We start from the raw sequence: 16006 nt of genomic DNA on the forward strand, positions 1-16006 counted from the left end.
GGCACAAATGTCTTAATTTTTAATCAGGAATTAGGGTAAAATCGATCTGGCGTTTAGAAAGGTCAACTTTTTTTACCCGGATCATTACTTCATCTCCCAGTTGGTATTTTTTCTTCTTTCTTTGGCCAACAATACAGTAATTTTTCTCATCAAGTACATAAAAATCGTCAGATATATCGCGTAAACGGATCATACCTTCGCATTTATTCTCTTCAATTTCTACATACATGCCCCATTCGGTTACCCCTGAAATAACACCTTTGTATTCGGTACCGATATTATTTTCTAAATATTCTGCCTGTTTGTACTTAATCGAGGCTCTCTCGGCATCTGCAGCCCGTTTTTCCATCGCCGAAGAATGTACTGAAGCAACTTCATAAAACTCCATATCGGCCGATTTGCCGCCATCTAAATAGGTTTGGAGTAAACGGTGCACCATCACATCGGGGTAACGACGGATAGGCGAAGTAAAGTGGGTATAATATTCGAAAGCCAGACCATAATGACTGGTTTTTTTAGTGGTATAGATGGCTTTAGCCATAGACCGGATGGCTAGCGAGGTTAAAATATTCTGCTCTTTTTTGCCTTCCACATCGGCCATTAAATGGTTAAGTGATTTTGCAATTTCCTTATCAGATTTAGTATTGATTTTATAACCAAAACGCGAAGCAAAGTTGGCAAAGGTATTCAGGGTTTCCATGTTTGGTGAATCGTGCACACGGTACACAAATGTCAATTTGTTTTTGCCCTTCACTTTTTTAGCTATAAATTCAGCTACTTTGCGGTTGGCTAAAAGCATGTAATCCTCAATCAGTTTGTGGGCATCTTTACGTTCTTTAACGTAAACACCTATTGGTTTACCCGCTTCATCGAGTTTAAATTTAACTTCTGTACTTTCGAAACTGATAGCACCGTTTTTAAATTTACGGTCGCGCAGAATATAGGCCAGCTCATTCAGTTTTTGCATTTCGGGTGCATGATCACCTGTCTTATTTTCAATCACTTCCTGGGCTTCTTCGTAGGTGAATCTGCGGTTGGAGTGGATTACTGTACGGCCGTACCATTCGTTTTGAATGTTCGCTTGCTCATCAAGTTCAAAAACAGCAGCAAAGCACAATTTATCTTCGTGCGGACGTAGCGAACATACGCCGTTACTTAAACGCTCGGGTAGCATTGGGATTACGCGATCAACCAGGTAAACCGAAGTAGCACGGCTGTAAGCCTCTTTATCGAGTTCACTTCCCTGAATCACGTAGTGTGAAACATCGGCAATGTGAATACCAATTTCATAGTTTCCGTTAGGTAGTTTCTGGTAAGAGATGGCATCATCAAAATCTTTGGCATCTGCCGGATCGATGGTAAAGGTTAATACCTGTCTAAAATCTTTGCGTTTCGCAATTTCAGCAGCAGGAATTTCTTCCGGAATCGCATTGGCTTCTCTTTCTACCTGTGGGGGGAACTCAAGTGGAAAACCATATTGGGCCAATATGGCATTCATTTCGGTATTGTTTTCGCCCTGGTTGCCCAGCACGTGTTTTACAATACCAATTGGGTTTTTAGCACTTTCAGGCCAATCGGATAATGTTACCAAAACCCTTTGACCACTTTTTGCACCATGCGTATCAGCCAATGGCACAAAAATATCATGCATCATTTTTTTATCGTCGGCAATTACAAAGGCAAAACGGTCTGAAATTTTAATCACACCTGTAAAGTCTGATTTTGCTCTTTTAATGATTTCAATTACCTCGCCATCATTTTTACGACCGCTCTTTTTGGCAAATACATAAGCTTTTACGGTATCGCCGTGCAACGCATTTTTAAGCTTACGGGGTGCAACAAAAATATCTTTTTCAAACTCATCTTCGGGTACGATATAAGCCGAACCATCGGCAGTCATATCTACAGTACCAATAATGAAATTCTGCAGTTCTTTAAGTTTAAATTTTCCTTTCTCGGGTTCTAAGAAAATTCCGTTGTTTTTTCCTTCTTTTAATATCTCTAAAATCGTTTCTCTTGATTCCTGATCGTTTAGGTTTAATTTTGACGAAACCTGTTTGTAATTGAGGAGTTGATTATTGTTTTTTTCAAAAATATCACTAACCAATTGATTCAGAACCAATTTAATATTTGCCGATTTTTTCTTTGCCATATGCTAAACTGAATTTATCGAAGATACAGAAAATATGTAAGATGGATGATGGAAAATGGATAACGAAAGGGTTAGGTGGTTAATTTGTCATTGGCGGGGGCACAGTGTTTATGGCTGATGGTTTATAGTTGATGGCCAATAGGTTCATCCGCTATTTGTTCATTGATGGCTTTGTGGTTAACAGTTAAATATAAAACAGATTATTTAATTGTCAGATCGCTGGATTGCTGGTTGTAAACTGTTACCGAAAACTGTCAACTGAAAATTGATTAAATATTATTTGCCATATAAACCCTTATTCAGGATGTTTTTCCATTCTATGGACTACGGACTACGGACTAACCTGATCTCCATGTAAGTAATTTTCTTCCGCTCTGCGGTATAACTGATATGGATATTTCCATTTTGATCCTGGATAATGGCCGGATAGCTGTATTCCCCCTGCAAATGGTTTTCGAGGGTGTAAATATCTTTCCAGTTTTCGCCATCGGTTGATATGGCCAGCTTTAATACCGAGCGGCCTTCCCACCAATTTTTGCCTGCGGTTAATGGGTTGTAGACCAGCAGTTGCCGGCCATCTTTTAGGCTTACCGCATCACTGCCAGAGTTGGGGTTAGGCAATTTGGTGGGCTTAAGCTTTGACCATGTTTCGCCATGATCTACAGACCAGCTTTCTACAATTACATTTTGGCGGCTTCTGCAGAGTAGTTGCAATTTTCCTTTAGGATGAATGAGGATGGATGGCTGGATAACACCAAAGGTATCACAGTTGATTTTAATTTTTCTCCAGTTTTTACCATTTGCGTCCGATTTTTCGATGTGGATATTCCACGTTTTTTCATCCTTGCTTTCGGTACTAGAAGGGTAAAGGATGGTTCCGTCTGCCAATTGAATCGGTTTGTTTTTAATAGGGCCTAAAAAACCATCAGGTAGTTTTTTAGCTTTATACCAACTTTTACCACTGTTAACAGATGTTTTATATTCGGCCCACCATTCACGGGGATTTAGTCCTACTTTGTAATGTAAAAATAAGATGTCGTTTTTTGCTTTAAAAAGTACCGGATTCCAGCAGGCTAAACGGCTGGTGTCGTTTTGTATACCGTTGGCAATTTCGAGAGGCTGGCTCCAGTTTGTTCCGTTTTTAATTGCCGACCAGATGACTACATCTTTGCTCCCTTCATACTTGCCGCCAAACCAGGTTGCCATAATTTTTCCGTTTCCAAGATCAACCAGTGTTGAAGCGTGACATGCTTCGAAAGGTACTTGTTTAAAAATGGGGGTAGATTGTAAAATTTCTACTTTTTGCCCATAAGTGTTTGAGCAAAAAAATAGTATGATAACAATGGGAAGGAAAATTCGCATAATTTATTGATGACCGGGAATGGCGGCGATCAGTTTTTGGGTGTATTCAGCCTTCGGGGCATTAAACAATTCTTCCGGAAAACCTTCTTCTTCAATTTTGCCTTTATTCATCACTAAAATACGGTCGGAAATATGTTTTATTACCGCCAGATCATGTGAAATGAAAATGTAGGTGAGGCCAAACTCTTCCTGTAAAGACCTGATGAGGTTAAGCACCTGCGCCTGTACAGATACGTCGAGTGCTGATACAGATTCATCACAAATGATAAATTTAGGCTGCAATGCCAAAGCCCTGGCAATAACCACGCGCTGCCGCTGGCCACCACTAAACTCGTGTGGATAGCGGTTAAAATGCTCAGCCTTTAAACCAACTTTATCTAGAAGTTCTAATACTTTTTGTTTGCGCCCGGCATCATTTTGATAAAGTCCATGCACCTGTAAGGGCTCTAGTATAGATTGACCAATGCTTAGTTTTGGGTTTAGCGAAGCATAAGGGTCCTGAAAAATGATCTGGATATCTTTTCTAAGCTTTCTTAACTCACTTTTACTCAGATGTGTAATGTCTTGTCCATTAAATCTAATGGAACCCGAAGTTGGCTGGATTAACCTGAGAATGGTACGGCCCAAGGTTGTTTTTCCACAACCAGATTCCCCAACAAGGCCGAGTGTTTCACCTGGAAAAACCTCAAAACTAATTCCGTCTACCGCTTTAACATAATCGGTAGTCTTACCGAATAATCCATTATGGATGGGGTACCAGGTGCAGAGATCTTTAATTTGCAGCAATGGTTTTTGTTGATACAAAGTCTGTCTTCTTTGGGCGATCTCAGTTGCTGTTAACTGATTTGCTGCCAGTAAATAGGGTGGTATATCTGTAGTTTCGTTATTTAAAAAATCGGCTACTACCGGTAATTTTTTTAATTGTAAGGAGGGTGAGGGTCTGCAGGCCAGTAAACCTTTGGTATAAGGATGTTGTGGGTTTTCAAATACCGATTTTGCCAGGCCTTGTTCTACAATTTCGCCCTTATACATCACCGCAACTTCGTCGGCAATTTCGTTTACCACACCTAAATCGTGCGAAATGAAAATCATGGCCATGTTGCGCTCTGTTTTGAGCTTAAGCAGCAATTGTAGGATGGTTTTCTGAACGGTTACATCCAATGCTGTTGTAGGCTCGTCGGCAATGAGGAGTTTCGGGTTGCAACTCAAAGCCATGGCAATCATCACCCGCTGCTTTTGTCCGCCTGAAATCTGATGCGGATAGCTGTCAAATATTTTTTCGGGCCGCGGAAGCTGAACTTCGTTAAATAAGGCAATGGTTTGCTTTTTTGCTTCAGCTTTATCTACACTCTGGTGGAGAATAATCGCTTCAGCCACCTGATCTCCGCAGGTAAAAACAGGGTTTAGGGAGGTCATGGGTTCTTGAAAAATCATCGAAATCTGGTTCCCTCTGATCTGTCTAATTTCGTTGGCATTTAAATGAAGCAGGCTAATGTCTTCAAAATCTATATCACCGGTAATTTTGGCGAGGCCTTCATCATGTAAACGCATAATTGAAAATGAAGTAACCGATTTGCCAGAGCCCGATTCGCCTACTATGCCCAAAATAGTGCCTATCTTTACATTAAAGCTGATTTTTTTAACTGCATTGAACCAGCTTTTATCTTCCCGGTTGTAGAAATCGATATTTAAATTTTCAACGTTTAGCATCAGGTTACAATGGTAATATTTTCTTCTGGAATAATATCCATGCCTTTGAATTTTAATAGTACTTGCGCCGTAGTAATTACATCTTTCTGGCAGTAGGTTACAATGCGGGGCAGGTTTTTTTCTTCATAATATACCTGTTTCACCTGACTGCCGTTAATGTCATCTTTCGGCGTAGGAATATCCAGAATGGCAGCAAGAAGGTTAAGCGAGGTAAAGTGTTTATAGTCGCCAAATTTCCAAAGTTCCATCGTATCGATATGATTAACTTCCCATGGTTTTTTGCCCGATAATTCCAATTGTGATGGAATTTCTATACGATTGATCAAAAGCCTCCGACACAGGTATGGAAAATCAAATTCTTTTCCATTGTGGGCGCAGAACATCAAGTTAGGCGTTTGTTTATTCAGCAATACTGAGAATTGAGAAAGTATTTCATACTCATCATGACCCGCAAAGGATTTGATGCGCAATTTGTTTGTTTTTTCTTCCGTGTAGAAAATGCCGAGGCTGATGCAGATAATCTTACCAAATTCGGCCATTATACCTGCACGATCGTAAAAGTCTTCAGCATTTTGATCGCCATTACGTTGGTAATGCGTTTTTTGCTCCCAAAGCTCCTGAAAATGAGGTGGTACATCCTGAAAGGAAGCATATTGTGGAACGGTTTCAATATCGAGGACCATTACCTGGCTTAGATCTAGCGTTTTTAACATATAAACGGTTTTCAGTTAACAATTTATAGTTTCAATTTACAATATTCTATGTAAAACCTTCAATAATATCGCTATATCTTTAAAATTTGGATATGGATAACGGTAAATTCCAAGAATCTTTAACAAATAGGGCCCATCAAAAATTACAAACGCCGACTTATGATATAGCCTCGGGCTTAATACTTAGCGTGGATTAAAATCCAAAACTCATTCAGCCGGAATTACAAATCTCGACTCAATATAAGCTAAAACAAGCTGGGCGAACTAGGAGCAGCCTGGTTGGCCATTACCGGAATCTTTAAATCGGTTCCTATCGCTTTGTTTAGTTTCTCTGTAAAATAAGCTGAAAATAGCGGAGAAGAGAGTTCGACATTCTGGTGTACGAAAAAATATAAGTTCTCTAAACCTTGTGTTTTCCAGTCTACAATTCTTTCAATCCAGTCATCTAAACGTTTTTTATCGATTTTATCATCATTGGCACCTACAAAACGTATAAATGCTGTTGGCGTAGTTAACCGCATGTGCAGCATATCTCTTCGTCCAGATGTATCGACAATGATGTTGGTTATCCCGTTATCTTCAAAAAGTTTGGCAAATTCATTTGCGATGGCGGGGTTGATAAACCATTCTGTATTTCTCACTTCAACGCCCAGCGGAATCACCTTTGGGAATTCATTGATTACAATTTTTAATCTTTCGAAATCCTTCGGCTTGAAGTTATCGTGTAATTGGAGAAAAGCCATACCCAGTTTATCTTCGAAATTACTAATGGCATCGCAATATTGCGCTACAGGCTCTTTGACATTAATTAATCTTTTAAAGTGACTGATGGTATTGGTCAGTTTTGGAAAAAACTTAAAATCAGCGGGTGTTTTTTTTGTCCATGTAATCACCTGCTCGCTGGTCGGCATACCATAAAAGGTGGCATTAAGTTCTATTGAATTAAATTGAGTAGCATAATAGGTAAGCTCGTCTTTTGTTCCCTTTGGGTAAAAGCCCTTTAAATCTGCTTTGTTCCATTTTGCACAGCCTACATAAGCCTTAAAAGATTGTTTGGGTTTATTTGTAGCTAAAACTGCTTTAGTTTCCGGAGCGTCAGCAGGAAGGGTATAATCTATTATGGATGGATCTTCTACTTTACCAAATTGCATATTTAAAGTTTTAGGTGTAGGTTAAAGGTTTAGGGCAAAAAAATACCTTAGCTTATTCAACTAAGGTATTTATATATTGTAAAAATAAGAAACTTGTGCTTTGCTTTAGCCTATTGTGGAAAGTTTATAATTTACATATCTCCAACTGAGAACTGAAAATTGCCAGTTGAAAACTGAATTAGTACCCCAAAATCTTCAATACCTGCTTGCTGTTCTGTTCTTCGCCAAAAACCTCAAAATTGAAACTTTCGTCTCGGTTTCTACGGATCAACACGTGTTTCGGACTTGGCAACAGGCAGTGGTGTATACCGCCATATCCGCTCAATACCTCCTGGTATGCGCCGGTATGGAAGAATCCCAAATACTGCACTTTACGCGTTTTAGGCATAAACACACTGTTCATGTGTGCTTCCTGGTTGTAGTAATCCTGTCCATCGCAGGTAATACCACCTAAGTTAACGCGTTCGTATTCGGCATCCCAATTATTTATTGGGAGAAGGATATATTTTTGGTTTAAAGCCCAAACATCAGGTAAGTTGGTAATGAAAGAACCATCCAACATTAACCATCGCTCACGGTCGTTTTGCTGTTTACGGCCTAGAACCTTGTATAAAATGCCCGAAGCCTCGGCAACGGTGTATTTACCAAATTCGGTAATAATATCTGGTTCCATTACTTCGTGGATGGCGCAGATTTCTTTAATCCTTTTTACAATTTCATTTACCATATACTCGTAATCGAAATCAAAAACCAACGAATCTTTAAAGGGCATACCGCCACCAATATCAAGCGTATCTAAATCAGGGTTGATTTTTTTAAATTTGCAGTAAAGGGTTACGTATTTTTCCAATTCGTTCCAGTAATAAGGCGAATCGGTAATACCTGAATTAATAAAGAAATGCAATAATTTAACCCTGAAATTAGGATTGTGTACAATTTTATTATTGTAAAAATCAATTACATCTTCCATACGCACACCTAAGCGCGAAGTATAAAACTGCGAATCTGGTTGCTCTTCAGCAGCAATACGGATACCCAGATTACAAGGAGTGTCGATATCGACCTCATCATCAAAAAGGTTAAATTCTTCCTTGTTATCTAAAACCGGAATAATATTCGTGTACCCATCATGCAGCATATCAATGATATACTGTTTGTATTGGTAAGTTTTAAATCCGTTGCAGATAATGGTGGTATCTTTAGTTAATGCACCTTTTTTCTCCAGTGCATCAACCATAGGCATATCAAAAGCAGAAGAAGTTTCGAGGTGGATATTGTTTTTTAAAGCTTCTTCAACAATGTGTCTGAAATGTGAGCTTTTTGTACAATAACAATATTTGTAATCGCCGCGATAGTTGTTCTTTAAAATGGCAGTCTGGAAAAGAATCTTCGCCTGCTGAATTTTCTTACTCACCATGGGTAAGTATGTGAAACGTAGGGGAGTACCGTAAGTTTCAATCATTTCCATCAGGTTTAAATCCTGAAAATATAATTCATCATCTATCACATCAAAGCCTTCTTGTGGAAAGCCAACGCTTAGATCGAGAAATTCTGAGTAACTCTGCATTTACTTGTAAATAATTTTTGCAAAAATGTAATTTTAAATCGAGAATTAAACGGTATTAAAATTATTTTTACTGTAGAGAAACGCTTAGCGTCATCACAAAATTTGAATATAAAGTAGTTTGGAAAAAAAATAGGGTAGTTTTTTTGTTTATCTGACTGTAATTCAATAATATATTTAGTTTGTTTTTGCCTGATGTTTAGGAAAGCAGGTTCCTGTCTTTTATAGGTTTGGGTTGGCCCTGCGCTCCACTTTACTCGTTGCACTCGTGCCCGTTCCGATCAGGTTTATGGATTTAGTTTGGTGCTGCTATTTGCAATTAATAGAGAGCAAATATTAGTTAGGTTATCCGTGTGTTCTGAGCTTCCGTGTCAAAAAAAAATGGTTCGTGCAGACACTAACCATGGCAGAGAAAGTGGTTTGAACGATACAATCGTTAAGCTATTCGGGCACGCGTTTTGAAACGCGCGCCAGCTTAGAGACTATCTAGTCTTAGCGTCCCGCTAAGACCTTTTATAAATTGTTTAAAAGATTAAATTAGATTAATATTCAAACAATAATTAGGAAAGCAGGTTCCTGTTTTTTATAGGTTTGGGTTAGCCCTGCTCTGCACTTTACTCGTTGCACTCGTGTCCGTTACGATCAGGTTTATTGATTTAGGTTGGTGCTGCTATTTGTAATTAAAAGAGAGCAAATATTAGTTAGGTTATCCGTGTGTTCTGAGCTTCCGTGGCAAAAAAAGTGGTTTGTGCAGACACGAACCATGGCAGAGAAGGTGGTTTGAACGATACAATCGTTAAGCTATTCGGGAACGCGTTTTGAAACGCGCGCCAGCGCTTGCAAGAAAGTTAGTCGCTAATAAGCCTTTTGTTGTTCGTGATTGCTATCTGAAACTGTTTTTTCCATTGCTCTAATTCTATAGCGGTCTCGCCAGTTTCATTATCGAAAACAATCCAAGCATTTGCAAGTATGGATAACTTGTTTAATTGGGTAATGTCACTTTCATTAATAATATCATGCCCATATTTTTGTGGGCCACTTAAAATGCAGTTCCATAATACATATTCAAGATTCAGCATCCATCCTGCGTTATAACACCGCTCCGAAAGGTCACCAATAAAGATCGCCAGTTGCAATTCGCATTCAGTTAAATCTTTTTGCATTAATGAAGTAGCTTGTTTTTTTAAGAATTTCCCGTTGATAATGTGGACCGCGCGCTGTAACACATGCCTGTATTAGGTAGTAAATTATCCCTTTCTTAAATATTTGGTTAAAATCACAATGGTCTGACCTTCTACTTTACCTTCAATCTGTTCGGTATTATCGTGTACCAGGCGGATGTTTTTGACTACAGTACCCAATTTAGCACTCAGTGTTGAGCCTTTAACATCGAGCGTTTTAACCAAAACCACGGTATCGCCTTCAAATAAACGGGTTCCATTGCTGTCCTGATGAAATTCAACTGTGCCTTCTTGCTCATGGTCGCCGGTTTTTTTAGCCCATTCCAGGGTTTCATCATCCAGGTACAAAATGTCCAGACTGTCTGCCGCCCAACCTTCATTTCTCAGTCGGCTTAACATGCGCCAGGCCACTACCTGAACAGGTGCAAATTCTGACCACATGGTTTCTGTTAAAATTTTCCAGTGACTGGCATCAAGCTGTTCATTTTTTTCAATCTGATCTAAACAGTTTTTACAAACTAAAATGCTATTATCGCTATTGGCATTGCTGGTTGGGGGTACTTCGTAAATTGATAAATTGTTTTCAGCAGTGCACAATTCGCATTTATTGCCCGAACGGGTTTGTAATTCTTGTATTAAAGACATATGATACTGGATTTTTCGCGAAAGTAATAAAACTAATTGGAATAAATGGATAGCAAGAGCATTCTCTTCTATAGGCTTTCCATGTGTTCAGAGTTTCCGTGGCCGAAAATAAATAGTTCGTGCAGACATAAACCATGGCGGAAAAGGTTTGTTAGGGAAAAAAATGATACTTGCTGATCATGTGGAAAGCAGGTTCCTGTTTTTATAGGTTGGTTTAGCCCTGCTCTCCACTTTACTCGTTGCACTCGTGTTCGTTCCGATCAGGTTTATTGACACTTGGTGGTGCTACTATTTACGGTTAAACAGCGGGGTGCCTTCTATTTGGTAGGTTTTCCGTGTGTTCAGAGTTTCTGTGGCCGAAAATAAATGGTTCGAGCAGACACGGACCGTAGCGGAAAAGGTTTGTTAGGGAAAAAATGATATTTGCTGATCATGTGGAAAACAGGTTCCTGTTTTTATAGGTTGGTTTAGCCCTTCGCTCCAATTTACTCGTTGCACTCGTGTTCGTTCCTATCATGTTTATTGATACTTTGCTGGTGCTACTATTTGCGGTTAAATAGCAGGGTGCTTTCCATTTGGTGTGTTTTCGGTGTGTTATGAGTTTCCGTGGCAAAAAAAATAAATAGTTCGTGCAGACACGAACCATGGCGGAAAAGTTTTGTTAGGGAAAAAATGATACTTGCTGATCATGTAGAAAGCAGATTCCTTTTTTTTATAGATTTGGGTTAGCCCTGCGCTCCACTTTACCCGTTGCACCCGCGTTCGTCCGATCAGGTTTATTGATTTAGGCTGGTGCTACTATTTGCGGTTAAATAGCGGGGAGCCTTCTATTCGGTGGGTTTTCCATGTGTTCAGAGTTTCCGTGGCAAAAATAAATGGTTCGTGCGGACACGGACCATGGCGATTGGAATATTAAGATTTACTCGGCAAATGTATTTCTGCCAGCATACACCTTGCGCTACCACCACCATTTTTTTCGATGGTGTAAAGTGGTGCGTAAATGATGCGACTGTACTGCTCCAATGCTTCAACCTGTTCAGAGTTTAACGATAAATAACCCTGCTCTGACATTACCAGCAAACTTTCACCGGCCGTATTGGAAACCTGTAGCATATTTCCGGCAAATTTATTCATCTGTTCCAGACTGATTTCGATAATTTCTTTACCGCTACCTTTTAAACTGATATTCACTTGCAGACGTTCTTCGGCATCGCTGATCGAATCGAGACAAACTACCGCAAAACGATCGCCAATACACATCATCACATTGGTGTGGTAAATCGGGAAGTTATCACTGTCTACGGCCTGAAAGACAACAGGCTTGTATCCGCTAAGCATGCAAAAGTTATTTAAAACTTCTTCATCTGTGCGTACACTTAAACAGGCGTAGGCAATTTTATTGGTACGATCTAACACCATACTGCCAGTGCCTTCTAAAAAGGCATATTGCATTTCATAAAAGCTGAGGTCGCTTATATGGCTCAGTTCAAACCGGGTTTTCAGGCCTTCCAGTATTTCTTTCCTACGCTCTAAGCGGCGGTTCTCAGAAAACATGGGGTAGAGGTAAACCGAACCATCATCGTGAAAAGAGACCCAATTATTCGGGAAAATGGAATCGGGCGTTTCTGGTTGCAGGGTATCATCAACTACAGTAACATCAACATCATTTTGCCTTAACAGATCAACAAAACCATCAAACTCTTTTAAGGCCTGCGCTTGTACATCCTGCGTTTCGGATGCTACCTGAAATTTATTGTTCGCCGCAGTTTGCTCATTGAATTTAAAATCAATAGGGCGGATCATGAGGATATGGTTGGTTGTTTGCATTTTCTTTTTCTATTCGTCATCCTGAATTCATTTCAGGATCTTTCTGATTAGATGCTGAAATAAATTCAGCATGACGTTATATTTATAAATTGTCTCTTAAAATGGGTAAACTCATACAATGGAAACCCCCACGGGCACGCGAAAGTTCTGCTGATGGCATTAAAATCAACGTATCGGTTATGGTTTCGGCATTTACCTTGCCACATTCCAGATCCTGGATTAAGTCTTTTACATCAACTACATCAAAACCTGCCGCTTTAAAGGCTTCAACAGTTTTATCGTTCCTGTCGTAACCTAAAACCACACCTTCTTTAATGGCCAGCAAGTTGCAGGAATCGGTCCATTGTTCTCTTGAATCATAAGGGAACGTATTGTTTCCGCTATAAATAATCTTTGTCGGTTCGGTACTCTTCAAATCATTCTGACTGATGTCGTTCAGCAAAGCTTCTACATGTTCAAAATGTTTTGGTTCTTGCGGGTTGGCTTTTGTAAACTGAATGGCGGTAGTGGCTTCGAGTTTTTCGGGTTCTTTTAAAAAGTTGATCGGCTCGTAAGGATTGTATTTCGGTGAATGTGCAATCGAGTTTAAAATTACCCAGGTGTTGCGTTTCACTTGTGTGAAAACAGTATCCAGGTGCATATAATCCCGCTTGCTCGGTATTTTTACCACTGTAACTTTTTCTACCACATTCTGCTCGAACAAGAGTTTAATGGCTTCGTTGGCGCCATGTTCTGATGTCCGTTCGCTACACCCGATTAATACATGGTTGGGGCTTACCATCATCACGTCGCCACCTTCAAGTGTGGTGCTGAAAGCGGGTTCATCGCCAGGGCGTAAAAAGTGCATGGTAACATCCGGAATTTCGAGAATGTTATTGCGGTAACTTTCAAATAATGGATGGTTAAAGAAAATATAGCGCATCAAAAGCGTTTCGCGTACGCGTGCTTTTTTTGCTGGTTTATTTAACAGGATGTGGTCATTGATGGTGATACCCACATCGCGGGTAAAAATAAGGTTTGGAATTGGGGCAAAAATCATCGTATCGTTGGCCAGGGTGCCCGATATAAAGATCTCTGCAAGTTCTTTAGCCGGCGTATTGGTCAGTGCGATTTGCACTTTATAGGTACAGCCTTCAATGGCGCAAACAGCAGATACCAGTTTCTTCCGGATGGATTCATCCTCCAGCATTTCGCTCAATAAATTCTGTATCTCGATTACTGCTGTTGAGTTGTGAAACTCAGGATGGTTAGGCTTATAGAAATTTCGGTTGGCAGCGTCTGAATCAATTTCAGCCAGTTTGCCTTTTATCTTATCCGGATCTAAAAAATACATCAACAATTTGATGTAATAATCGTATTCACCCTTACGGATGGTATCTAAATGCACAATATCTTCGAAAAGCCAGTCTTGTGCTTTTGAAGGTACCACCTTGCCCAAACCACTATCAGGACTATGAATTAACAATTTACGCAACCTGCCTATTTCGGTGTTTACGTTCACTTTAAAGTTTAGACTCTGCTCGCTCATAAATAAATTAGTTGTTACAAATCTATTAGAAAAATTCAGATATGAGAATTGGGATGAAAGATTTGGGCTAGTATGACATTTTTTATGATTGGAAGTCAGGTGTCGGAGGTCCGAAGTTCAAAGTTTTGGTTACCATCAACAAAACCGTCCAGAACGGTTAAGCCGGAAAAATAATATGACACCGGACTTCTAAAATCTTAATTCCGGCTTTTGCAAAGAACGATAACCGTAAACCTTATTGTAGCGGCAGCTCCCGATTTCTTCAATCGGCACTATAGGGAAAAGAAGGACTATCGGCACCGATAAGCACTACAGCACCTTTCCAACCTTTCAGAAGCTCAAAAACCTTCCATCTTAAACCTTTTACCTTCCACCTTTTTTACATATTTTTGGCCTATGAATTTTATTATTACCGAGACGCGGAAAGCCATTTTGGAGCTTTACAAAGAAGAAATAGCTGAAAGTGTAATCAATATACAGGAAACACGTAAAGAATTTGAAGGCCAGGCTACTATTGTGGTTTTTCCGATTACGAAAATCTCTAAAAAATCACCCGAGCAAACAGCTACCGAAATAGGCGAATATTTAGTGTCCCATGTAGATGATATTACCAAATTTAATGTTGTTAAAGGTTTTTTGAACCTCAGCATTGCGGAAAGTTATTTCTTAAAGCAGTTTAACGAAGAGATTTTATCAGCTGATTTTGGTAGATACCCGTCAAACGGGAAAAAGGTAATGGTAGAATATTCATCGCCAAATACCAACAAACCGCTTCACTTGGGGCATGTACGCAATAACTTATTGGGTTATTCGGTTTCCGAATTGCTTAAAGCTTATGGCTATGATGTGGTAAAAGTAAACCTGGTTAACGATCGTGGTATTCACATCTGCAAATCGATGCTGGCCTGGCAAAAATGGGGTAATGGCGAAACCCCGGAAAGTATGGGCGAAAAGGGCGACCATTTAGTTGGCCGATACTACGTTATATTTGATAAAGAATATAAAAAAGAGATTGATGCCTTAAAAGCAGCAGGACAAAACGAAGATGAAGCCAAGAAAAATGCACCATTAATTAAGGAAGCACAACAAATGCTTTTGAAATGGGAGCAGGGTGATGAGGAAGTGGTTTCGCTTTGGAAAACAATGAACGAATGGGTATACGCAGGCTTTAATATTACCTATAAAAACCTGGGTGTAGATTTTGATAAGTTTTACTACGAGAGCAATACCTATCTTTTAGGAAAAGGCACGGTTGATGAAGGTTTGGCCAAAGGTGTTTTCTTTAAAAAAGAAGATGGTTCGGTATGGATTGATTTAACTGAAGATGGTTTAGACCAGAAACTGGTATTACGTGCTGATGGCACTTCGGTTTACATTACACAGGATTTGGGTACTGCCGAAATGAAACACGACGATTTCGATATGGATGAGTCGATTTACGTAGTGGGTAACGAACAGGATTACCATTTTAAGGTTTTGTTCCTCATTTTAGAGAAACTGGGTAAAAGCTGGGCGAAAGGTTTATATCACCTATCGTACGGGATGGTAGATTTACCTAACGGAAAGATGAAAAGCCGTGAGGGAACCGTGGTAGATGCCGATGAACTGATTGAAAGCATGGTTACCACCGCACGCGAAAAAACGGAAGAATTAGGTAAAACCAACGATTTTCCTCAGGAAGATAAAGAAGAACTTTACAAAAACATTGGTTTGGGGGCTTTAAAATATTTCTTATTAAAGGTAGAACCTAAAAAACGTTTATTGTTCAATCCGGCAGAGAGTATCGATTTTCAAGGTAACACTGGCCCATTTATTCAGTACACCCATGCCAGGATAAAATCGTTGTTAAGTAAATCGAACTATCAGTTTGCAGTTGCCGGTGAACAGTTTTCAGGGATATCGGCTGTAGAGCTGGAAATGATCCTGCAATTGGCCAAATACCCTACAGAAATAGAAATTGCGGCCAAGGCTTTTAGTCCGGCGAGTTTAGCCAACTATTTATATGAACTGGCCAAGCTGTTTAATAAGTTTTACCATGAGGTACCTCCAATTGTGAAAACAGAAGATGGTGACTTAAAACAATTCCGCTTAAACCTTTGTAAAAAAACTGCTGATATTATTCATACAGGAATGTTGATTTTGGGGATCACTTCTCCGGAAAGAATGTAAGGTA

General features: G+C 39.6%; 11 protein-coding genes. 1 reads left to right on the forward strand and 10 read right to left on the reverse strand.

All coding sequences use genetic code 11. The annotated features are described in order from the left end of the window. Nucleotides 1-19: 19 nt before the first annotated feature. The 10 genes from rnr to BLR60_RS00450 all read right to left on the reverse strand — a co-directional run bounded on the left by rnr (nucleotide 20) and on the right by BLR60_RS00450 (nucleotide 13833). Entirely contained in the window at nucleotides 20-2152 is a 2133-nt protein-coding gene (rnr, locus tag BLR60_RS00405) for a ribonuclease R (protein ID WP_090496094.1), read from the reverse strand. 324 nt (nucleotides 2153-2476) lie between these two features. Beyond that, nucleotides 2477-3514 carry a sialidase family protein gene (locus BLR60_RS00410; RefSeq protein ID WP_090496095.1) on the reverse strand — a complete coding sequence of 346 codons (1038 nt, stop codon included), beginning with the start codon at nucleotides 3512-3514 and terminating at the stop codon, nucleotides 2477-2479. A gap of 3 nt (nucleotides 3515-3517) precedes the next feature. Then, the gene (locus BLR60_RS00415; RefSeq protein ID WP_090496096.1) at nucleotides 3518-5224 is read right to left on the reverse strand and encodes an ABC transporter ATP-binding protein; all 1707 of its coding nucleotides are present in this window, start codon (nucleotides 5222-5224) and stop codon (nucleotides 3518-3520) included. After that, nucleotides 5224-5937 carry a 3'-5' exonuclease gene (locus BLR60_RS00420; RefSeq protein WP_090496097.1) on the reverse strand — a complete coding sequence of 238 codons (714 nt, stop codon included), beginning with the start codon at nucleotides 5935-5937 and terminating at the stop codon, nucleotides 5224-5226. Before BLR60_RS00420 ends, BLR60_RS00415 begins: the two co-directional genes overlap by 1 nt. A 245-nt stretch (nucleotides 5938-6182) precedes the next feature. Beyond that, the gene (locus BLR60_RS00425) at nucleotides 6183-7088 is read right to left on the reverse strand and encodes a DUF72 domain-containing protein (protein WP_090496098.1); all 906 of its coding nucleotides are present in this window, start codon (nucleotides 7086-7088) and stop codon (nucleotides 6183-6185) included. A gap of 178 nt (nucleotides 7089-7266) precedes the next feature. Continuing rightward, nucleotides 7267-8655 (reverse strand): arginine decarboxylase, encoded by a 1389-nt coding sequence (locus BLR60_RS00430; RefSeq protein ID WP_090496099.1) that lies wholly within the window; start codon nucleotides 8653-8655, stop codon nucleotides 7267-7269. A gap of 845 nt (nucleotides 8656-9500) precedes the next feature. Then, entirely contained in the window at nucleotides 9501-9815 is a 315-nt protein-coding gene (locus tag BLR60_RS00435; protein WP_143009000.1) for a hypothetical protein, read from the reverse strand. A gap of 84 nt (nucleotides 9816-9899) precedes the next feature. Next, nucleotides 9900-10478: a PhnA domain-containing protein gene (locus BLR60_RS00440; RefSeq protein WP_090496101.1), complete on the reverse strand. Its 579-nt coding sequence runs from the start codon at nucleotides 10476-10478 to the stop codon at nucleotides 9900-9902. A gap of 912 nt (nucleotides 10479-11390) precedes the next feature. Continuing rightward, nucleotides 11391-12305, reverse strand: coding sequence for a citrulline utilization hydrolase CtlX (gene ctlX / locus BLR60_RS00445; RefSeq protein WP_090496102.1), 915 nt, complete (start codon nucleotides 12303-12305; stop codon nucleotides 11391-11393). Nucleotides 12306-12387: 82 nt separating this feature from the next. Then, a complete protein-coding gene (locus BLR60_RS00450) occupies nucleotides 12388-13833 on the reverse strand; it encodes an arginine deiminase family protein (protein ID WP_090496103.1) in 1446 nt (481 codons plus the stop codon). 396 nt (nucleotides 13834-14229) lie between these two features. On the opposite strand from BLR60_RS00450, the gene argS reads away from it, so the two are divergent. After that, nucleotides 14230-16002: an arginine--tRNA ligase gene (argS, locus tag BLR60_RS00455; RefSeq protein ID WP_090496104.1), complete on the forward strand. Its 1773-nt coding sequence runs from the start codon at nucleotides 14230-14232 to the stop codon at nucleotides 16000-16002. The last annotated feature ends 4 nt before the right edge of the window (nucleotides 16003-16006 follow it).

It is taken from the genome of Pedobacter terrae, assembly GCF_900100705.1.
Taxonomy (GTDB): Bacteria; Bacteroidota; Bacteroidia; order Sphingobacteriales; family Sphingobacteriaceae; genus Pedobacter; species Pedobacter terrae.

Excerpts from the sequence above, each read along its gene's own strand:
- rnr (WP_090496094.1), bottom strand. The coding sequence starts at position 2,152 with ATGGCAAAGAAAAAATCGGCAAATATTAAATTGGTTCTGAATCAATTG.
- BLR60_RS00410 (WP_090496095.1), bottom strand. The coding sequence starts at position 3,514 with ATGCGAATTTTCCTTCCCATTGTTATCATACTATTTTTTTGCTCAAAC.
- BLR60_RS00415 (WP_090496096.1), bottom strand. The coding sequence starts at position 5,224 with ATGCTAAACGTTGAAAATTTAAATATCGATTTCTACAACCGGGAAGAT.
- BLR60_RS00420 (WP_090496097.1), bottom strand. The coding sequence starts at position 5,937 with ATGTTAAAAACGCTAGATCTAAGCCAGGTAATGGTCCTCGATATTGAA.
- BLR60_RS00425 (WP_090496098.1), bottom strand. The coding sequence starts at position 7,088 with ATGCAATTTGGTAAAGTAGAAGATCCATCCATAATAGATTATACCCTT.
- BLR60_RS00430 (WP_090496099.1), bottom strand. The coding sequence starts at position 8,655 with ATGCAGAGTTACTCAGAATTTCTCGATCTAAGCGTTGGCTTTCCACAA.
- BLR60_RS00435 (WP_143009000.1), bottom strand. The coding sequence starts at position 9,815 with ATGCAAAAAGATTTAACTGAATGCGAATTGCAACTGGCGATCTTTATT.
- BLR60_RS00440 (WP_090496101.1), bottom strand. The coding sequence starts at position 10,478 with ATGTCTTTAATACAAGAATTACAAACCCGTTCGGGCAATAAATGCGAA.
- ctlX (WP_090496102.1), bottom strand. The coding sequence starts at position 12,305 with ATGCAAACAACCAACCATATCCTCATGATCCGCCCTATTGATTTTAAA.
- BLR60_RS00450 (WP_090496103.1), bottom strand. The coding sequence starts at position 13,833 with ATGAGCGAGCAGAGTCTAAACTTTAAAGTGAACGTAAACACCGAAATA.
- argS (WP_090496104.1), top strand. The coding sequence starts at position 14,230 with ATGAATTTTATTATTACCGAGACGCGGAAAGCCATTTTGGAGCTTTAC.